The organism is Ochrobactrum sp. EDr1-4, assembly GCF_049199085.1.
GTDB lineage: Bacteria > Pseudomonadota > Alphaproteobacteria > Rhizobiales > Rhizobiaceae > Brucella.
The window spans coordinates 822,209-841,466 of sequence record NZ_JBLZOF010000001.1 but is presented as its reverse complement, the minus strand read 5'-3'; the positions used below and the strand labels follow the sequence as shown (position 1 = coordinate 841,466).

The following is a 19,258-nucleotide window of genomic DNA, read 5'->3' as shown; positions in this document are numbered from 1 at the left end:
AAACTAAGCGAAAGCCCCTGTGCAATCAAGACTTTCGCTCGGGCTGCAAAAAACAACTAGCAATAATGGTTAGCGAGTGGCGCGTTCGCGTCGCCAGCCGAGGAATTCTTCCAGAATAATCAGCGCTGCTCCGATGGTGATAAACGTGTCCGCCAGATTGAAAACAGCGAACGACCACGTCGGCAGATGGAACAGAATATAGTCGACCACATAACCGTGCATGACGCGGTCGATCAGATTGCCAATCGCACCGCCGACAACGAGCGCAAAGCCATAACGCGCAAAGACGCGATTGGACGGATTGGTCCACCAGAGATAAAGCACGAAAACAATGACGGCTGCGGTAATCGCAACCAGTCCCCAGTCGTGCAGCCATGCCAGCATCGAGAATGCGATGCCTTCATTATGCGTGCGAAACAGCGCAAGAAACGGCAGAATATCAATCTGCTCGTGATAGCCCATCCGGGTTTCAACGAGATATTTGATGCCCTGATCGATCAGAACCGCAAAGAAGACAACGAAAAACGATGACAGGACGGCATGACGCTTCATCCGCTGGTCCTTTCATCAAGGGTGAGCGCGTCGCGGCGAATTTCATAGAGCATCACGCCGGTGGCAATCGCCAGATTAAGCGAATCGGCGCGACCAGCTTGCGGAATACGTGCGAGCTTATCGCAGCTTTCTGCCAGATTATCCGGCAGTCCCTGTTGCTCATTGCCCATCATCAGAATGACCGGCTTTTTGGCATAAGGAATAGTGCGGTAATCGACGGCACCTTTCAAATGCGTACCGACGAGAAGCCCCGAAAAGCCTTTGCGCCAGTTGAGAAAATCGGATTCCGTTGTCTTATAGAGCGGCAACGAGAAGACCGAGCCCATGGTGGCGCGCACGGTTTCAAGCGAATAAGGATCGGTGGTGTCGCCGATCAGGATAATGCCCTTGGCACCAACCGCATCGGCTGTGCGGATGACGGTGCCAAGATTACCGGGATCGCGCACACGGTCAAGCGCGATGTAAACATCATTGCCCTTTGGCTTGAGGCTTGAAAGCTGCTGATACTGCTGCTCGAAAACGCCAACCACCATCTGCGGATTATCGCGACGGGTGATGGCTGCCATGATCTTCTCGGTCACTTCCAGCACCAGTCCGCCCTTGGCAAACGTGCGCGCTGCAACCTGCTCGACCATCTTGTTACCCTTGCCGGACTTGGCAAAAACAAGCGTCTTAATGCGCCAATCCTGTTCGAAGGCATCAATAACGAGCTTCAGACCTTCGGCCAGAAACACGCCCTGCTGGTCGCGGAATTTTTTCAGTGCGAGCGAGCGAAGGTCTTTAACAATCGGATTTGTCAGGCTGGTGACTTCTTTCACCTGACCGACCCGCTGGCCCGAATGCTGGCCAGAATGTGTGTTGCCGCTTTTAGAAAAATCGTCGTCTCGGCTCATTTTGCTACCCAGCGGCTGAACATGGAGGTGGAAAGCGCACGCTTTGAGGCACGTTCGCGAAGAATAAGTTCGCCCGATTCGACCGTTCCGCCAAGTCCGGTAAAGCGGTCGCGGACCAGTTCATGGATGGCGAAGAAGGAAGCGCGGATTGAATAGGCGGTCAGAATGACGGCCAAAGCTTTGGGCGAAAGGATCGCACGGCAGGTATCGACCATTGCAGGCAGATGTTCGAACAACTGCCAGACTTCGCCGTTCGGGCCACGGCCATAGGCAGGCGGATCAAGCAGGATAATGTCATAGGTGCTGCCGCGACGCTCTTCGCGCTGCACGAATTTCATCGCGTCTTCGCAAATCCAGCGGATTGGTTTGTCGGAAAGTCCGGCCATTTCCTGATTTTCGCGCGCCCAGACGATTGCTTTCTTCGAAGCATCGACATGGGTGACTTCAGCGCCTGCGCGTGCTGCAACAAGCGAAGCTACACCTGTGTAACCAAACAGATTGAGCACTTTTACAGTGCGGCCCGATTTGGCTGCATCACGAATAAGCTTGCCCATATAGGACCAGTGTGCGGCCTGTTCCGGGAACACGCCGACATGGCGGAACGATGTGAAACGGCCATGAAACGAAATGCCGTCATGCTGCATCGGCCATGTTTCGCCGAGCTGCTCACCAATCGGCAGCTTTGGAAATGCCCAGCGGCCCATACCTTCTTCATCGGTATTGCCGGTAAAGACTGCGTCGGCCTTATCCCATTCGCCTTTGCCGAGGCTTGGAAGCCAGATGGCCTGACCTTCCGGGCGGATGATGCGATAGGGGCCATATTGTTCGAGCTTGAGACCATCGCCGCTATCAAGCAGCGCATAATCGTTTGATGGCTCTGTTTCGAGGATGACCGGTGCGCGTTCGCCGGGACGCTCGCCTTGATACGCTTTGATTTCGCGTAGAGGGCTAGCTGCAACGTGCTTTTCTTCGGCTGGCTTAACAGGTGCCTTAGCGAATTGCGGGCGCGGCTTTTTAAAGAACGTGCCCTTGTCGTCGGCCTTGTTCCCTTGTCTTGAAGCCGAACGTGGTTCTTCATGCTTTACGCGGCCTGAACCGCGCTGCTCTTTACCACCTGTTGGCTTTTTGCCTTTTCCTTTTGGCGCCTTCACCCGAAACTCCGTTTATTATTTTGGGTTTAGGTAGGGCAAATGTCGCCGGAACGAAAGTGAAAAAACGAAAAGACGCGATCAGACCTTGGTGAGAGTGTGAGACGTGTGGCGTTTTTCAGCAGATTCGGCACGTTCGAGAAGCTGTGAGGCCTCTTTTTTATAGTGGCGACCACGGCGGCGGTGCTTTCCTTGGGTGAGCCAAGTCACCGCAGCGCCAATGAAAGCGCCAAGGATGAGCGCACCAAACAGCCAGATAAACAAAGGAGCCTGATAGGTCAGCGCTGGATTGCCGGGATTGAACGGATCAATTGTCAGGCCAATCGTTTGACGATTGGCCACCGACAAAGCGATTAGAATGATCGCCAGCGGCACAAGAATGACAATTGTTACGACGCGCTTTGCCACCATGACAGATCAGATGGCGCCGTTGAGACGGTCGCGCAATTCTTTACCCGTCTTGAAGAAAGGAACCCACTTTTCTTCGACGTCCACCGTGTCGCCGGTGCGTGGATTACGGCCACTGCGTGCAGGACGGTTTTTCACCGAAAACGCGCCAAAGCCGCGAAGCTCAACGCGATTGCCTTCAGCAAGGGCGGTTGTGATCTCATCAAAAACCGCTCCAACGATGTTTTCAACATCGCGCTGGAAAAGATGCGGATTACGGCTGGCGATAATCTGAACGAGTTCCGATTTGATCACGGCTTTTAACCCCTGTGTTTATGTTGTCCGATGAAAGGACTCAATTATTTGCCGGGTTGTTGCCCGACTGACCGTCAACGTGCCAAACGGAGAGAAGTCCGTCAAGGAAGATACGATCTTTAGCGATTTCATTAAGTAATCCATTGGCTTCCTGAGGCAAGCCCAGAAGTTTGGCACCAGCATGAATAATGAGATCGCGGAGCGAAAATCCGGTATCTGCGCTGACCGGCTTCCATTCAAGTTTCGGCAGATCTTTGGAAATACCTTTGCTCGTCAGCCAATCAATCGCTTCTTGCTCTCCACCCAACCCGTCAATCAGCTTTTTCTCAAGCGCCTGACGGCCCGTGAAAACTGCACCGTTGGCAAGCGCCAGCGCTTCTTCATGCGTGAAAGAGCGACGTTCCTGTACAATGCCGACAAACCAGTCATAGGAATCCATGATCATGCTGCGGATCATGGCTTTGGCTTCTTCGCTTGCTGGGCTGAAATAATTAGGCTCGGCTTTGAGTGGCGAAGATTTGATGGTTTCGACCTTTACGCCAATTGTGTCGAGCAGCTTCGACAGATCCGGATACTGGAACAGCACGCCGATTGAACCAACGATAGAGGTCTGATGCGCAATAATGTGGTCTGAGCCAGCGGCAATCATATAGCCCGCGGAAGCCGCAAGTGTGCCAACTTGTGTCACGACCGGCTTCTTTTTGGCGATTCTCCGCACAGCTTCATAAATCGTTTCGCCGCCAACGGTGGTGCCGCCGGGAGAATCAAGAATGAGGATCACAGCTTTGACGGCATCGTCATCGGCAATCTTGTTAAGACGCTTGAGAAGTTCTTCATTCTCAAAAATAGTGCCTTCGATGCGCACTTTCGCAACATGCGGTGTCGCAAAATTCGTTCCGCGCAGGGAATAAGAGGCGATGCCGGCGATCAATAGAGCCAGCAGAAGGAGAAACGCCACACGCCAGACAGTCAATTTACGGCGCAGCTTGCGTCTTTCGATCAGGGCTTCGGCATCTTGAGCCATTCGGTCGGTCCCATCCATTCAACAAACAAGATAAATAATAATTGATGCCTTTTAATATATGGTTCGCAATTGGGGAAGGTGGTGCGCTTCCCTTCTGCTCAGGCTGGAGACTATAATGAAATTTAGTTTTATGTTAACAAGGAATTGATCGGGCTTTTATCAGCAGTGAAAAGCCGGAATACGCGGTATTTTCTGCGAATTTATAGAGCCTATGCCCGGTTTGCATGGCAGGTGCGTTGTTTTGTGGTCTGTATCAGACTTGAGTAGCAGGCTATTGAACCCCAAATAAGCCGCATTGAACGAAGATAGCATTCGACGAAAAATGTTGATCCTAATGCTTTCGTAAACTGTTGAGCAATAAAGCAACATTAAAAGCTGACGAAAATCTGGAACGATTGAAAGACACGATGAGCGCTGACACACCACATATTCATGTTTCGCGAGGAGCTGCCACTGCAGTTTCTGAAGGCGTTGGCATGCATTTTGGAGCGTCTGAAAAGGCAGCCTCGATTTTTCGATCAGCACAGCGCCATTCGGTCCGCGTGCGGGTACTGAAGACCGCTTTGCCTGTCGCTGCAATTGCACTGGCAGCTGTTTTTTCGTGGTACACATTTCTTGCTACGCCTGCTTCGCCTGTTAAAGTTGAAGTCAATAATGGCGGAGAGCCGGGTAAGCTTGTGATGAGCAATCCGCAGCTCAATGGTTATACCAAGGATAATCGTCCTTATTCGATGGTGGCAGCAAAAGCTGTGCAGGATGCCAAGAATAGTGGCTCGATTGCACTTGAAGGTATTTCGGCAGAGCTGCCTGTTGGCGAAAAGGGTAATGCTAAAATCGAAGCTGCGTCCGGCGTTTACGATAATGCGAATGGCCGTTTGCAACTTGATAAGGATTTTACTGTTACCACTGATGAAGGACTTCATGCCGTCATGCGCAACGCAGATGTCAATCTGAAGAGCGGACAGGTGACGACAGATAAGCCGGTTGATATTCGCAATGGCAGCACGCAGATCAGTGCTGACAGCATGCAGATTAAAGAGAGCGGCAAGGTGCTGATCTTTGAAAACAAAGTGCGTGTCGTCATTGACGGTGGTGAAGTTTCGGGTGACAAAACGCCTGAAAATGATCGGGCAGGATAATTGCCGAAAAGCAGCGCATGTATTTGCCGCGCTTTTTAGGTGGTTGTGATTGGGTTTATGCGCAGTCAGATATTTCTATCTGGCTGCGTTATGTTTAAGATTAAGACTGATATTCTGGCCTAAGATGTGGTTGTGGAAGGTTGATCGACTTTTCATAACCGTTTAAGCGTCAGACAGTTATGAATTGCGCTGGACCTGATCCCGCAGGGGTCTTTAGGGGAAGTATAAGCGATGGAACGTGAGACGGGCACAATGAACAAGATCTTGAAGACCCGCACGCTGCGGATGGGATTTGCGGCTTTGGCGCTCGGTCTCATTGTTGTACCGATTTCGGCTATGGCTCAGGATAGCCAGCAGGTTCCATTCGGCAGCCTCAAGCTTTCTGATGGCAAAAACCCGATCAAGATCGATGCCGACAAGCTCGAAATGCTCGACAAAGAAGGCAAGGCCATTTTCACAGGCAATGTTTCTGTGATGCAGGGCGATGCACTTCTGAAGTCCGGCAAGATGATTGTCTTTTATAATAAAGATGCGCAGGGCGCGGATGGCAAACCCGCTGGCGGTACTGCTGGCTTGAGTGGTTCTGGCATTGATCGTCTGGAAATCAGCGAAAAAGTTTATCTGAAATCCGGCACGCAGGTCGCCACTGGCGATACCGGCACTTATGACGGCAAAAGTCAGGTCATGGTGTTGCAGGGTCAGAAAGTTGTCCTCACCGATGGTGACAATGTGGCCACTGGCTGCAAACTAACGGCCAATATGGGCACCGGCAAAGCTTTCCTTGAAAGCTGCAAGGGCCAGAGCAAGGGTCGTGTTTCGATCATCATGTCGCCCAAGGATCAACAGCAGGGCGGCGCTGCGCCCAAATCGAATTAACCGGAGCACGCGTGGGATTGTTCTGGAATAAGAAAGCCGACGAGTCTATGGCCGTTTCTGAAAGTGCTGCACCTTCATCTGCTGTTGATGGCATGATGCCTGCGCAGCCGGGCAAAGAAACACGCCTCAAGGGAACGTTGGTGGCGCGTGGACTTTGCAAAAGTTATCGCGGACGTCAGGTTGTCAACGGCGTGTCTTTTGGTGTTCGCGCTGGTGAAGCTGTTGGTATTCTTGGCCCAAACGGTGCCGGTAAGACGACGTGCTTCTATATGGTGACGGGTCTCGTTCCCGCTGACGCAGGTTCAATTGAAATTGATGGTTACGACGTAACTTCGATGCCGATGTATCGCCGTTCGCGTCTTGGCATCGGTTATCTGCCGCAGGAAGCGTCGATTTTCCGTGGCCTTTCGGTCGAGAACAATATTAAGGCTGTGCTGGAAGTGGTCGAAAAGGACCGCAAGAAGCGTGCTATGGAACTCGATGCTCTTCTTGAAGAGTTTCACATTTCGCATTTGCGTAAGGCTGCCGCAATTTCATTATCGGGTGGTGAACGACGCCGTCTCGAAATTGCCCGCGCTCTCGCATCGCGTCCAAATTTCATGTTGTTGGATGAGCCGTTTGCGGGTGTTGATCCGATTGCGGTTTCCGATATCCAGCAGCTCGTGCGCCATCTGACCAGCCGTGGCATTGGCGTTCTGATTACCGACCACAATGTGCGCGAAACGCTTGGTCTGATTGACCGTGCCTATATTATCCATGCGGGTCAGGTGCTGACCCATGGCCGCCCCGCGGAAATCGTCGCCAATCCTGACGTGCGAAGGCTTTATCTCGGCGACCAGTTCACGCTCTAATTATTTCAGGTTTCCACAAACACGTGGAAACCGCTTCCCTTCTTCCCGTGTATAACGCGACGACTGCTTCGACAGTCGCCTCATTGCTGCGACTATTTTTCCTTTTTCTGGAAAATACGCACATTCAGAATTGACAAGCAAGGTTCATACCAGTTTTGATGAACTGCACGCTTTAATTGAAAACAATTCGGGAACAAGCGGTTTGCCAGCTAACTTGCTGTAAAGGAAATGGGGGAGTTGCGCGTCATATGGCTCTGTCGCCGAGGCTAGATTTTCGTCAATCGCAATCGCTGGTGATGACTCCGCAGTTGATGCAGTCCATCAAGCTGTTGCAGATGACGCATATCGAGCTGGAGCAATTTATCGACATAGAGATCGAGAAAAACCCGCTTCTGGATAGAATAGAAGCTGCAAACGACGATTTTGCAGAGCCTGAAACTGCGAGCGATAGCGGTGACACGTCGGATGCTTCATCCGATGAAGACTGGTTCAAGACGGATAATGTCGCCGACGCGCAAAATCTTTCGTCCACCTTTGATAGCTCGTTAGAAAATATTTTTCCCGATGATCCTGGTCGCTCAGATGATGCTGGGGCCATGCTTGATCCCCAGTGGAAAACCACCGGCGTCGAGAGTGCGGGCAGCGGTGGCAGCTATGATATTGATCAACTCACAGCGAACCGTCCGTCTTTGAGTGAGCATGTTGCCGAGCAAATTGCCCTCTCATTCAGCAATCCCGCTGATCGTTTTATCGCCACTGCACTTGCTGATGCGCTCGACGAAAGTGGCTATTTGCGCGCTGATACGTCATTGCTTGCGCAAAATCTTGGCGTTGAAACAGCGCATGTTGAGCGTGTGTTGCATGCCGTGCAAGGTTTTGATCCGGCAGGCATTTTTGCCCGTGATTTGCGCGAATGTCTGGCCATTCAGCTTCGATTAAAAGATCGGTATGATCCGGCAATGGCCGCGCTTATTGATAATCTTGATTTGCTTGCGCGTCGGGATTTTGTCGCGCTCAAAAAGCTTTGTGGTGTCGATCAATCCGATCTTCTCGATATGCTGGGTGAAATCAGAGCGCTTGATCCGAAGCCCGGCACGCAGTTTGAGGTTTCGGTTGCTGATGTAATCACGCCCGATGTGTTGGTGTCGCCCACCCGCGATGGCGGCTGGGCGATTGAGCTTAACCCTGATGCGATGCCGCGCCTGATCGTGAATAATGAATATTACGCGGAAGTCAGTCCTTCTGTGAAAGCGGAAGAGAAAGCATTTCTGTCTGATTGTATGCAGTCGGCAAGCTGGCTGGTGCGCAGTCTTGATCAGCGGGCGCGAACGATTCTTAAAGTCACACAGGAAATCGTGCGTCAGCAGGACGGCTTTCTTCGCGACGGTGTCACACATCTCAAACCTCTGAACCTGCGTACTGTAGCTGATGCGGTCGGTATGCATGAATCAACCATTAGTCGCGTGACGGCCAATAAATTCATGGCAACCTCGCGCGGTGTTTTTGAATTGCGCTATTTCTTTAACGCTTCTATCGCCTCGTCAGAAGGTGGAGATGCTCATTCATCGGAAAGTGTGCGTCATCGTATCCGCCAGATGATTGACGCGGAAAAGCCCGATGACGTGCTTTCCGATGATGCAATCGTTGATGCATTGAAAAAAGACGGAGTGGATATCGCACGCCGTACAGTCGCAAAATACAGGGAATCGATGAATATTGCTTCATCGGTTCAACGCAGACGCGAGAAAAAAGCCAGATTATCTGCACGATGACAGGTGGCATCTGGCGTCAGGAAGCAGCAACGAAATACGTTTGTAACATCATGGAATTGCTCTGAAACTTTGAGACGACTGAACTCTGATTTTATAAGAATTTGCTCAATTTCTAACAAGCAGCACGCATTGCATTCGAAAATGACTGGTATTCGCTGCGATTGACAATTGACGTTTCAGTCAATAGAAGCCCGGCTCGCATAACGATATGAACCTGCAAAAGTCGGTTTCACACTGACCGATTGTTTGAATGGAAGGCTAGGTAATATTTCAGGAAACGCTTCTGCGTTTTCTGCGTTACATAAGAGAACGATGTGCAGTGAGCCATCCCTGACGATGAATGGGGAAATTACTCGAATAGCCGTGAAAATGAGCGCATTCCAGAAAGCAAGCTCTGCTTCTCTGGAATATGTGAAACGAGGCTAAAATAAGCACAGGACGAAAAGCAAAATTGATGCTGGTTCGCTTTGCGCTTCGCTCACCATGTGGTTAGACTACGTCCTGTTGTGTAACGCAAATGAGGTGTACCAAATGACTCTGCGTGTATCTGGAAAGCATATGGACGTCGGCGAAGCTTTTACGACTCGGATCGTTGATCGGGTTAATGATGCAGTCGGCAAATATTTTGATCATGGCTTTTCCGGGCAGGTAACGGTCACCAAGTCCGGATCGCGCTATAGCGCAGATTGTACCTTGCATCTCGATAGTGGTGCCACTCTTCAGAGCACCGGAGATGCGCAGGACCCGCAATTGGCGTTCGATGCGGCGGCTGATAAGATTGAAACCCGGTTGCGTCGTTACAAGCGCCGGCTGAAATCTCGTCCTGCCACTGCACCAAATGCGATCTATGATGATGTGACATATCGTGTTATGGCACCGCTGCCGGAGGAAGAGGAGGATCTTCCGGTGGATTACGCGCCAACTATTGTTGCGGAATCGTCTGTTGCTCTTCGCACCCTCTCGGTCGCGTCGGCAGTTGTGGAACTTGACCTGATTGAAAATCCGGTTCTGGTGTTCCGCAATGCAGGAAATGATGAAGTTAATATCGTCTACCGTCGTGCGGACGGAAACATTGGCTGGGTTGATCCGTCAACGGTAACCCGCCAGTCCGCGCCACGCGCCTGACGGCAAACCTGGAGCGCACGCAGTGGATGCTGTCGTGCGCTTCCCTAAACAGGGCCTTAAATGGCTTGATTGAAGAAGGAACGGAGAGAATGGATCTTAGTGATCTGATTCAGCCAGGGGCGATTATCCCTGCGTTGAAAGCCAGCTCCAAAAAGCAGCTTTTGCAGATTCTGTCTGAAAAGGCTGCGGAACTGACCGGTCTCCCTGAGCGTGAAGTTTTTGAAACAATTCTCCAGCGCGAACGTCTTGGTTCGACTGGCGTTGGTAATGGCATCGCCATTCCGCACGGTAAGCTGGCGAGTATTAATAAGATTGCCGGAATTTTTGCGCGCCTTGAAACGCCAGTGGATTTTGAAGCACTGGACGATCAGCCTGTTGATCTTGTTTTCCTGCTTCTGGCACCGGAAAACGCGGGCGCTGACCACCTGAAAGCCCTATCACGGATTGCGCGTATGCTGCGCGATGCTGATACAGTTGCAAAGTTGCGCGGCACACATGATGCGCAGGCGCTTTATTCATTCCTCAAAGCACAGCCAGCCACCAACGCTGCCTGAGTTTGGCGAATAAGAATTAAAAAAGCCGCCGTTTCGGGGAGAACGGCGGCTTTGTTTGTTCTGGCATTTGCGGGCTGGAAGTTAGTCCCTCATTCTTTCGATTTTAAACAGTGGACGGAACGTTTAACTAGGTTTCGCAACGCGATATAACGCACCGTGAACACGTATAAGCTTGATAAGCTCCAGTATTTTTTTAGTCTGCCTCTCCAGAGAGTTTCTGAATTCCAATGCCCTCATAATTGTAAGAAGCATTTCAACCTGTATGCTGGAACCTGCACATGAAGTTTCGTATTGCCCATGCGTCCGACGCGCCAGTATTGGCCGCTATCTCAATTGAAGTTTGGTTGGGGACTTACATCAAGCGTGGGGTAAATGCTTTTTTTGCTGATTATGCACTAACTGAATTTACTGCCCACAACTTCGACAAACTAATTGATGATCCCAACGAACATATCGTCGTTTCAGAGAATGAAGATGGCATAGATGCGTTCATTCGTATGAGTGACGGGAAACCTGCTCCAGTTATCGGCTGTTCGTCTATGGAGATTTCTACCCTGTATGTTCAGCCTCGTCATCACGGTAAAGGGCTTGGAAGGCTATTATTGCAGGAAGGGTTGAAATACGCGCGAGCTGCTGGAAGCCCTTCAGTCTGGCTGACGACCAATTCTGAGAATAGTCCCGCGATAGCATTTTATGTTAAACAGGGTTTTGAAAAAGTCGGAACTACAAACTTCCGCATTCAAGATCAGGCTTACTTGAATGATGTATTCAGGCGTTTTATCTCTGTATAAAAGGAAAAGATGCAATTCTCTGCGAAGCCGTAATGTCGAGCCATGTTATGGATCGACATTACTGGTTAAGCTTACTGCAGCGTCACTGTGCGCAGTTCATGTTCATGTGCGCCCTGAAGCGCTGTGGCTCGGACATCGGAGAGCACAATCGGCTCGCCGCTCGCGCCAAACAGCGCCCAGATTTCTAAACCTGGAGCAATCGGTGGCAGCGCAGGAAAGGTGCGGGAAAGGTCATCGGACCTGATCTTGCGCACATAGGCCAGTTCGCCTTCACCCAGATGCGCGAATTCATGATCAGTAAGAATGTGTCTGTTCATCATCGTAGCCTCCGTTCCAGCGGCATATCATTTGCGATCATGGCGCTTAAGAGCTTAATAATTCTTTATAGCGGTTTTGATCTGAACCTAAGGTGAACCCGGTTCAATCTTTAACTGCTATATTAATACGTTTGATCAGCCGTTCTGGTTCAGGACGATCAAGATCAATCGCTAGTAGGCCGTTTTTCAGATCGCAGGCGACAACCCGCATTCCATCCGCCAAAACAAACACGCGCTGAAACTGTCGGGCAGCGATGCCGCGGTGCAGAAATTCGCGTTCTGTGTCGTCGGTCTGGCGTCCGCGGATAACAAGCTGGTTGTCTTCCGTCATGACTTCGAGGTCGTCGCTGGCAAAACCCGCAACAGCCAGCGTGATACGCAGCCGTTCAGAACCGGTCTCGCCGCGCAGTCGCTCGATATTATAGGGCGGGTAACCTTCGCCGGATTTGGCAATCCGTTCCAGCGTCTTTTCCATTGTGTCGAATCCGAGCAATAGCGGGCTCGAAAACGGTGTCATTCGTGTCATTGCATCAGTCCTTATCGAAGCGACCGGTTATGGAAAGCACCCTTGCGGCGTATCTTTCACCCAACTGATATGGCTTGTGAAAAGCCCGACTTCAAGAGCCGAAAACCGATTCCTGATGTCACACCGTAAATCAGATGCGTTAGAGGCAAAAGCCGTCAACTTATGTGGAAAAATCTATCTTTTCGCTTTTGAAAGCGCATCGCGAAAAGCGGTTGCGAAACTTTCGCGATCATCGGGATTAAGAAAACCACCGACAAGCACGCGGTTTTCGCGGCTTTCGACATGCATGGATGTGATGCCGAACTCAGGTTTACGGGCTACTTTAAACCGCGACCAAAACGGATGAAACTCGTGGCTACTCACTTTGCCGGACGGCTCATATTTGCGAATATGCAGTGCTGAACGGGAGACGGATATTTCTTCTCGTGCATTGGCCGCGCGGTAATTCCAGCGAAAAGCCAGATAGATCAGCAGGACATCAAGACCGAAAAATCCGATGATCGGCCATGCGCCAATTGACCAGAACAGTAAGCACACAAAAAGCCAGCAGGCGATGAGCGCGCCCATCAGCACGCGAAATCCCGTTCGTCCCAGTGATCGATAGGGCGTCAGTAATGCGCTGAAAATTGGTTCGTCAAAATTATCCGGATTTGCGCCGTCTGGATGCTGCATGGATTCGACGTCCTGTGGGGGCTGCGTCAAGCTGCTAAGTTTTTTCCAAAGCCAAGTGCCAGTATAGAGACAAAATGGAAAACGCCAAAATCAAATCCCCTGTGAATGTTGCAACACCCGCTCGCCGTCCGCGCCGGGTGGCTGGTACGCTTTACACAGTGGATGAGATTCATGAGATTTTCCGCCGCTTTTCCATTCTACGCCCCGAACCGAAGGGCGAACTCGAGCATGTGAATGCTTTTACGCTGCTGGTGGCAGTGGTTCTCTCGGCACAGGCAACCGATGCGGGCGTCAACAAAGCGACCCGCGCTCTTTTCGCCATTGCTGATACGCCGCAAAAGATGCTTGCGCTTGGGGAAGAGACGGTTGGTAATTATATCCGGACCATCGGGCTTTGGCGCAACAAGGCCAAAAACGTCATTCTTTTATCAGAAGCGTTAATCCGCGAGCATGGTGGCGAGGTGCCGGACGATTTGAATGCATTGGTTGAGCTGCCGGGTGTTGGTCGCAAGACTGCCAATGTGGTGTTAAGCATGGCGTTCGGGCATTCTACCATGGCGGTCGACACGCATGTTTTGCGCATCGGTAACCGCATGGGGCTTGCGCCAGGTAAAACGCCAGAGGCGGTGGAAGCTATTCTGATGCGGGTGATCCCAAAGGAATATCTGTTCCACGCCCATCACTGGCTCATTCTGCATGGGCGCTATACGTGCAAGGCGCGCAAGCCTGAATGCGAGAAATGCGTTGTCGCCGATATTTGCAAATATCCGGGCAAAACCTGCGATGTTCCGGCAGCGCTTATTCCGCTACCGCCGCAGTTTTAACATCTCCTTTGCAGAGATCGCTTTGTGCAGATGAATCATCATCGCGGCGGCAAAAAGCGGTGTCAGCAGGTTAACGATTGGGATTGCGAGGAAGCCTGCAATCAACAGTCCTGCGAGAAAGACCGTTACTCCATATTGCGAGCGTAGCGCCTTCGCTTCCGCTTCTGAACGATAGCGCATTGCGGCAAATTCAAAGAATTCCCGGCCAAGCAGATAGGCGTTGATTACAAAAAAGGCGATTAGATTGATCCCCGGTATGAACAGCAAAAACAGCGCCACGATATTGCCGAGAATAACGACGCCTAAGAATTTCAGTGACACAATCATTGAACGCCCTAATGGCAAGGGTGTGCCTTTTGGCTCACCCGGATAATCCTCGCGCTCAACCACATCGGCCACGTCATCAAGGAAAATACCGGCGACAAGCGCTGTGACGGGAGCGATCATTAGCGCGAGCACGAGTGCCAGCCCAAGGCCAGCAACAATAGCTGCCACAATTCCAAGCCAGCCAGCCCATTCGGGCATTCCGGGCAGGATCTGCTCCATCCACGGCCAGGCTAAGGTAAAAAATAATTGACGAATTGCGACCCAGAGCCCGACGAGCAGCAATAGTGTCAAACCCAGCGTTTTCAACAAAACCGAGCGAAACTCAGGTGTTGGAAGGCGTTTGAGGGCTTTTGCTGCGGCTTCAAGGATCATTTTTGTCCACTTTTCTCGATCTTACCGCATGAAAGTAGGAAGTGGGATAGGTCTGCGCAATATCCCATACCCACAGTCCAAAGGTCTAATAGGCGGCGGACAGGGTGGTCAAAGCACTTGCAAACGGTTAAACCCGCCCCACATTGCTGTCGCCGGTTCCAGTCTGAAAACGTCAGACAACGACTGGCAGCAGATCAAAGGGGAGCCCAGACCAGCTCATGGCTACATTCGACGTTCTTTGCATTGGCAATGCCATTGTCGATATTATTTCGCGTACCGAAGACGCATTTCTCGAAACAAACGGCATCATAAAAGGTGCTATGAACCTGATTGATGCGGATAGGGCCGAGCTGCTCTATAGCCGTATCAAAGGTCAGGTTACGGAAATGTCGGGCGGCAGCGCAGGCAATACGGCGGCGGGCATTGCAAGCCTTGGTGGGCGTGCTGCCTATTTCGGCAAGGTTGCAACGGATCATCTGGGCCGGGTTTTTGCACATGACATTCGCGCGCAGGGCGTCGCTTTCGATACGCGCCCGCTTGAAAAGGGATCGCCAACTGCACGCTGCACGATTTTCGTGACTCCTGACGGTGAGCGTTCGATGAATACTTATCTCGGTGCTTGCGTTGAGCTTGGACCGGAAGATGTTGAGACTTCCAAGGTTGCAGATGCACGTGTGACCTATTTTGAAGGCTATCTGTGGGATCCGCCACGCGCCAAGGAAGCAATCGTTCTGGCATCCAAAATCGCGCATGAACATGGCCGCAAGGTCGCGATGACTCTGTCTGATCCATTCTGCGTTGATCGCTATCGCGAAGAGTTTCTCGATCTGATGCGCAGCCGCACGGTCGATATTGTGTTTGCGAATGAAGATGAAGCCAAGTCGCTTTATCAAACCAAAACACTTGATGAGGCAATCGAAGCTATCCGCAAGGATTGTGAATTGTCGATAATCACACGGTCTGAAAAAGGTGCGGTTGTCGTAACGCCTGATCAGACGATTGAAGTACCGGCTATCGAGATTGAAGAACTGATCGACACCACCGGCGCCGGTGACCTTTATGCGGCTGGCTTCCTTTATGGTTACACGAAGGATCGCTCGCTTGAGGATTGCGCACGTCTTGGTTCACTCGCCGCTGGTATGATTATCCAGCAGATGGGCCCGCGTCCGCTGGTCGATCTCAAGGCTGTGGCAACACAGGCCAAGCTTATTTAATTAGGGTACGATCCGGTCGCGCTTGAGTTCTTCTTCGGTGCGACCGGGACGGCTTTTATAAACGGGCAGGTTCCAGCCAAAGTAAAGCGCACCGCCGCGCACGACAAAGGCGATCAGTGCTGATGAAAGCCCGGCAAAGAGCGGATTGATCCCGAAGCGCTCCAGGATCACATAGAGACATGCTCCGACAAGCGCTGCGCTGACATAGATTTCGCGCCGCATCAGCACCGATGGTTCGCCTGCCACCATGTCGCGCAAAATGCCGCCCAGTGTTGCGGTGAAAATTCCGGTCACAATCGCGACTGACGGCCCAAAGCCAAGCGCCAGCCCCTTCGCGGCCCCCACCACCGTATATGCGGCCATACCAATGGCATCAAACCACAACAAAAGCCGATAGCGCGATTCAACGAGATGGGCTGTGAAATAAACAATGATTGCGGCTGATGTGCCGGCCAGCAAATAGAATGGCTCGATTACCCAGAAAACAGGCGCGCCGAGAAGCAAGTCGCGGATGGTGCCGCCACCAATGCCGGTGATGTTGGCGAGGAAAATAAAGCCGATAATGTCGAGCTGTCGACGTGAGGCCGCAAGTGCGCCGGTGGCAGCGAAGATGAAAACGCCTGCAAAATTGGCAAAGTCGATAATCGTCAAGCGCGCCTCCCAGCAATTGTCTGTCGATATTCCAACGGATGCCGGCAAAAAGAAAGAGCGGCGATTAACGCGCCGCTCTTTCTCTCAAATATGTTCAGCAGTTTATATGCTTATGCATTGCCTTCGGGTGCTGTTTCCGCAGCAGCCTTCGGACCACCCTTGGAAACGCCGACCATGGCCGGACGCAACACGCGATCACCAATGGCAAAGCCTGCCTGCATAACTTGAACGACTGTGTTGGCTGGCAGTTCAGGATTTGGCACTTCAAAAATCGCCTGATGGAAGTTCGGGTCGAACTTTTCTCCTTCAGGGTTGAGCTTGGTCACGCCATGACGTTCCAAAGCCTGCAACATGGCGCGTTCAGTCATTTCCACGCCTTCGGCCAGCGACTTAAGGTTCGCATCGCTTTCCAGCGCTTCTGCTGGAATCGATTCATGTGCGCGGCTCAAATTGTCGGAAACCGAGAGCATGTCGCGTGCGAAGTTTGTCACCGCATAGGTACGGGCGTCCTGAACATCGCGCTGGGTGCGCTTGCGCAGGTTTTCCATTTCAGCAACCAGACGCAGCATCTGATCTTTCAATTCTGCGTTGTCAGCTTCCAGAGCAGCAATCGTGTTTGCAGCAAGGCTTTCGGAATCAACTTCGTCTTCGGCAGCTTCAGCGCGTGCCTCAGCCTTGCGGCTTTTCAAAAAATCATCGGCAGCACGCTTCAGCGCATCACGATCACGAGGATTGTTGATATCGCGCTGCTCAAGATCGGCGGTTTCAGGTGTGTTTTTTTCATCAGCCATTTTTTGTCTTCCGTCTTGAAGTATGTTTAGGGCGGATATCGAGTTTCGCGGCGTTAAAATCAAGGTCTAATTTGTTGCCCTTGTTAAGACTGACAACTTAACGCAGCAATCGAGACACGATTTGAGCGGTATAATCGACCATCGGCACAATACGCGCATAGTTAAGGCGGGTTGGTCCTATCACGCCAAGCGCGCCAACAACGCGCTGTTCGCTGTCGCGATAAGGTGCCACTACCAGCGATGAACCGGACAGAGAAAACAGTTTGTTTTCGGAGCCGATGAATATTCGTACGCCCGAACCCGATTCAGCCAGATCAAGCAGCTGGATCATGCCATCCTTGGTCTCTAAATCATCAAACAGATGGCGCAGGCGCTCAATATCTTCTTGCGCATGAATGTTTTCAAGCAGATTGGCGCGGCCACGAACAATCAAACGCGCTGGCTGGTCAGAACCTGCGCCACTCCAGACCGCTATGCCCTGTTCGACCAGTTCTTGCGAAAGCTGATCAAGCTCCTGTCTGGTTTCCTGCGAGAGTTTTTCCAGTTCCGACTTTGCTTCCGAAAGCGTGTGGCCATGAATATGCGCATTGAGGAAGTTTGAAGCTTCCACAAGTTGCGAAGCCGAAATCCCGGCAGGCAGATTGATGACGCGGTTTTCCACATCGCCATTCTGCATCACCAGAACGGCTAGCGCGCGCGTTGGTTCAAGCCGCACAAATTCGATATGTTTGAGTGCGCCTTCGGCCTTGGTTGCAAGCACAAGACCCGCGCCACGCGATAGGCCAGAAAGTACCTGACTGGCTTCGGTCAAAACACTTTCGACTGAATTGTTCATACCCGCCGAGCGAACCTGCGCTTCAATCGACGTGCGTTCATCGGGGCGCAGATCGCCCACTTCCATGAAAGCATCGACAAAGAAACGCAGGCCGATCTGCGTTGGCAGGCGTCCGGCAGAAATATGCGGTGCGTAAATGAGGCCGAGTTGTTCCAGATCGCTCATCACATTGCGGATGGTGGCAGGCGAAAGACTGTGCGGCAGCAGACGCGACAGATTGCGCGAACCGACCGGATCGCCATCATTGAGGTAGCTATCGACGATCAGCCTGAAAATATCGCGCGACCGCTGGTCGAGCGAATTAAGTAGCTGATGTTCCGGTGATTTGATCATGGTCTTAGAGCGAAGCCTCTGAATTGCATGCTATAAATATAAGCGCGCAACCCAAGCCGTCAAAGGCTTTGCGCCAATAATGACAGTTCTCTTAACATCTCTCTTGCCGGATCATGCGAAATTCCTTTCCATTCCTGCACGACAAGCCTAAAAAGCCGCAACGAAAAACGAATTGAGGAAATACAATGCGTCCATCTAAGCGCGCTGCTGATGAAATGCGTGCCGTCTCTTTTGAGCGCGGCGTCTCCAAACATGCGGAAGGCTCGTGCCTCGTAAAGTTCGGTGACACCCACGTTCTTTGCACCGCAAGCTTAGAGGAAAAAGTTCCGGGCTGGATGCGCAATTCCGGCAAGGGCTGGGTCACAGCAGAATATGGCATGCTGCCACGTTCAACCGGCGACCGTATGCGCCGCGAAGCAGCAGCTGGCAAACAGGGTGGCCGCACGCAGGAAATCCAGCGTCTTATTGGCCGTTCGCTGCGCGCTGTTGTTGATCTTCAGGCATTGGGCGAATACCAGATCACCGTTGACTGCGACGTCATTCAGGCTGATGGCGGCACGCGTACCGCGGCGATTACCGGCGGCTTTATCGCGCTGCATGATTGTCTGCGCTGGATGGAAGCGCGTCAGATGATCCGCATCGAAAAAGTGCTCAAGGATCATATCGCTGCGATCTCTTGCGGCATCTATGAAGGCCAGCCTGTGCTTGATCTTGACTATGTTGAAGATTCGGCGGCTGAAACCGACAGCAATTTCGTCATGACCGGCAAGGGCGGCATTGTCGAAATTCAGGGTACAGCTGAAGGCGCGCCGTTCTCGGAAGAAGAGTTTGCAGCGCTTATGAAGCTTGCTCGCGGCGGCATCAATCAGCTGGTTGAGTTGCAGAAGGCAGCACTTGCCTGATAGTTAGGGCCTTCTTGATTAAAGCGCATCCCGAAAAGTGTGAAACAGTTTTCGGGATGCGCGTTAA

At 51.8% G+C, this 19,258-nt stretch carries 23 protein-coding genes; 10 read left to right on the top strand and 13 right to left on the bottom strand.

Features of this window, described 5'->3' with window-relative positions:
- Positions 1 to 69 precede the first annotated feature (69 nt).
- The 6 genes from lspA to sppA form a co-directional block, all read right to left on the bottom strand.
- Positions 70 to 552 (bottom strand): signal peptidase II, encoded by a 483-nt coding sequence (gene lspA, locus ACOZHT_RS04245; protein WP_339509327.1) that lies wholly within the window; start codon positions 550 to 552, stop codon positions 70 to 72.
- Positions 549 to 1,445, bottom strand: coding sequence for an RNA methyltransferase (locus ACOZHT_RS04240; RefSeq protein ID WP_339509328.1), 897 nt, complete (start codon positions 1,443 to 1,445; stop codon positions 549 to 551). The genes lspA and ACOZHT_RS04240 overlap by 4 nt, the downstream gene beginning before the upstream one ends.
- On the bottom strand, positions 1,442 to 2,596 hold the full coding sequence (locus tag ACOZHT_RS04235; RefSeq protein ID WP_339509329.1) for a class I SAM-dependent methyltransferase: 1,155 nt from the start codon (positions 2,594 to 2,596) through the stop codon (positions 1,442 to 1,444). The genes ACOZHT_RS04240 and ACOZHT_RS04235 overlap by 4 nt, the downstream gene beginning before the upstream one ends.
- A gap of 78 nt (positions 2,597 to 2,674) precedes the next feature.
- On the bottom strand, positions 2,675 to 3,004 hold the full coding sequence (locus ACOZHT_RS04230) for a LapA family protein (protein WP_339509330.1): 330 nt from the start codon (positions 3,002 to 3,004) through the stop codon (positions 2,675 to 2,677).
- 6 nt (positions 3,005 to 3,010) lie between these two features.
- The gene (locus tag ACOZHT_RS04225) at positions 3,011 to 3,295 is read right to left on the bottom strand and encodes an integration host factor subunit beta (RefSeq protein WP_250039129.1); all 285 of its coding nucleotides are present in this window, start codon (positions 3,293 to 3,295) and stop codon (positions 3,011 to 3,013) included.
- 40 nt (positions 3,296 to 3,335) lie between these two features.
- A complete protein-coding gene (sppA, locus tag ACOZHT_RS04220; protein ID WP_339509331.1) occupies positions 3,336 to 4,319 on the bottom strand; it encodes a signal peptide peptidase SppA in 984 nt (327 codons plus the stop codon).
- Between the two features lie 407 nt (positions 4,320 to 4,726).
- On the opposite strand from sppA, the gene lptC reads away from it, so the two are divergent.
- The 7 genes from lptC to ACOZHT_RS04185 all read left to right on the top strand — a co-directional run bounded on the left by lptC (position 4,727) and on the right by ACOZHT_RS04185 (position 11,427).
- Positions 4,727 to 5,458 carry an LPS export ABC transporter periplasmic protein LptC gene (lptC, locus tag ACOZHT_RS04215; protein ID WP_339509332.1) on the top strand — a complete coding sequence of 244 codons (732 nt, stop codon included), beginning with the start codon at positions 4,727 to 4,729 and terminating at the stop codon, positions 5,456 to 5,458.
- A gap of 231 nt (positions 5,459 to 5,689) precedes the next feature.
- Positions 5,690 to 6,334 carry an LptA/OstA family protein gene (locus tag ACOZHT_RS04210; RefSeq protein WP_339509333.1) on the top strand — a complete coding sequence of 215 codons (645 nt, stop codon included), beginning with the start codon at positions 5,690 to 5,692 and terminating at the stop codon, positions 6,332 to 6,334.
- 11 nt (positions 6,335 to 6,345) lie between these two features.
- Positions 6,346 to 7,185: an LPS export ABC transporter ATP-binding protein gene (gene lptB / locus ACOZHT_RS04205; RefSeq protein WP_310012475.1), complete on the top strand. Its 840-nt coding sequence runs from the start codon at positions 6,346 to 6,348 to the stop codon at positions 7,183 to 7,185.
- 248 nt (positions 7,186 to 7,433) lie between these two features.
- Positions 7,434 to 8,957, top strand: coding sequence for an RNA polymerase factor sigma-54 (gene rpoN / locus ACOZHT_RS04200; protein WP_339509334.1), 1,524 nt, complete (start codon positions 7,434 to 7,436; stop codon positions 8,955 to 8,957).
- 531 nt (positions 8,958 to 9,488) lie between these two features.
- A complete protein-coding gene (hpf, locus tag ACOZHT_RS04195) occupies positions 9,489 to 10,082 on the top strand; it encodes a ribosome hibernation-promoting factor, HPF/YfiA family (RefSeq protein ID WP_339509335.1) in 594 nt (197 codons plus the stop codon).
- Positions 10,083 to 10,171: 89 nt separating this feature from the next.
- A complete protein-coding gene (gene ptsN / locus ACOZHT_RS04190) occupies positions 10,172 to 10,636 on the top strand; it encodes a PTS IIA-like nitrogen regulatory protein PtsN (protein WP_339509336.1) in 465 nt (154 codons plus the stop codon).
- Between the two features lie 278 nt (positions 10,637 to 10,914).
- Entirely contained in the window at positions 10,915 to 11,427 is a 513-nt protein-coding gene (locus ACOZHT_RS04185; protein ID WP_339509337.1) for a GNAT family N-acetyltransferase, read from the top strand.
- A gap of 71 nt (positions 11,428 to 11,498) precedes the next feature.
- Here ACOZHT_RS04185 and ACOZHT_RS04180 read toward each other — a convergent pair whose 3' ends face one another.
- From ACOZHT_RS04180 to ACOZHT_RS04170, 3 genes are all read right to left on the bottom strand, one after another.
- Positions 11,499 to 11,744: a DUF1150 family protein gene (locus ACOZHT_RS04180; RefSeq protein WP_339509522.1), complete on the bottom strand. Its 246-nt coding sequence runs from the start codon at positions 11,742 to 11,744 to the stop codon at positions 11,499 to 11,501.
- A gap of 103 nt (positions 11,745 to 11,847) precedes the next feature.
- Positions 11,848 to 12,270, bottom strand: coding sequence for an Hsp20 family protein (locus tag ACOZHT_RS04175; RefSeq protein WP_250039117.1), 423 nt, complete (start codon positions 12,268 to 12,270; stop codon positions 11,848 to 11,850).
- Positions 12,271 to 12,444: 174 nt separating this feature from the next.
- The gene (locus ACOZHT_RS04170; protein WP_339509338.1) at positions 12,445 to 12,942 is read right to left on the bottom strand and encodes a DUF2244 domain-containing protein; all 498 of its coding nucleotides are present in this window, start codon (positions 12,940 to 12,942) and stop codon (positions 12,445 to 12,447) included.
- Positions 12,943 to 13,016: 74 nt separating this feature from the next.
- On the opposite strand from ACOZHT_RS04170, the gene nth reads away from it, so the two are divergent.
- Positions 13,017 to 13,766 carry an endonuclease III gene (gene nth, locus ACOZHT_RS04165; protein ID WP_339509339.1) on the top strand — a complete coding sequence of 250 codons (750 nt, stop codon included), beginning with the start codon at positions 13,017 to 13,019 and terminating at the stop codon, positions 13,764 to 13,766.
- On the opposite strand, the gene ACOZHT_RS04160 is transcribed toward nth, so the two are convergent.
- Complete coding sequence (locus ACOZHT_RS04160; RefSeq protein WP_339509340.1) at positions 13,749 to 14,465, bottom strand: sulfate transporter family protein; 717 nt, start codon at positions 14,463 to 14,465, stop codon at positions 13,749 to 13,751. The genes nth and ACOZHT_RS04160 overlap by 18 nt on opposite strands.
- Positions 14,466 to 14,683: 218 nt before the next feature.
- On the opposite strand from ACOZHT_RS04160, the gene ACOZHT_RS04155 reads away from it, so the two are divergent.
- Positions 14,684 to 15,679, top strand: a complete 996-nt coding sequence (locus tag ACOZHT_RS04155; RefSeq protein WP_339509341.1) for an adenosine kinase — start codon at positions 14,684 to 14,686, stop codon at positions 15,677 to 15,679.
- On the opposite strand, the gene ACOZHT_RS04150 is transcribed toward ACOZHT_RS04155, so the two are convergent.
- From ACOZHT_RS04150 to hrcA, 3 genes are all read right to left on the bottom strand, one after another.
- Complete coding sequence (locus ACOZHT_RS04150; RefSeq protein WP_339509342.1) at positions 15,680 to 16,330, bottom strand: trimeric intracellular cation channel family protein; 651 nt, start codon at positions 16,328 to 16,330, stop codon at positions 15,680 to 15,682.
- Positions 16,331 to 16,440: 110 nt separating this feature from the next.
- A complete protein-coding gene (gene grpE / locus ACOZHT_RS04145) occupies positions 16,441 to 17,121 on the bottom strand; it encodes a nucleotide exchange factor GrpE (protein ID WP_339509343.1) in 681 nt (226 codons plus the stop codon).
- 97 nt (positions 17,122 to 17,218) lie between these two features.
- Positions 17,219 to 18,289: a heat-inducible transcriptional repressor HrcA gene (hrcA, locus tag ACOZHT_RS04140; RefSeq protein WP_339509344.1), complete on the bottom strand. Its 1,071-nt coding sequence runs from the start codon at positions 18,287 to 18,289 to the stop codon at positions 17,219 to 17,221.
- A gap of 185 nt (positions 18,290 to 18,474) precedes the next feature.
- Here hrcA and rph point away from each other — a divergent pair, with 185 nt between their 5' ends.
- Positions 18,475 to 19,191 carry a ribonuclease PH gene (gene rph, locus ACOZHT_RS04135; protein WP_339509345.1) on the top strand — a complete coding sequence of 239 codons (717 nt, stop codon included), beginning with the start codon at positions 18,475 to 18,477 and terminating at the stop codon, positions 19,189 to 19,191.
- The last annotated feature ends 67 nt before the right edge of the window (positions 19,192 to 19,258 follow it).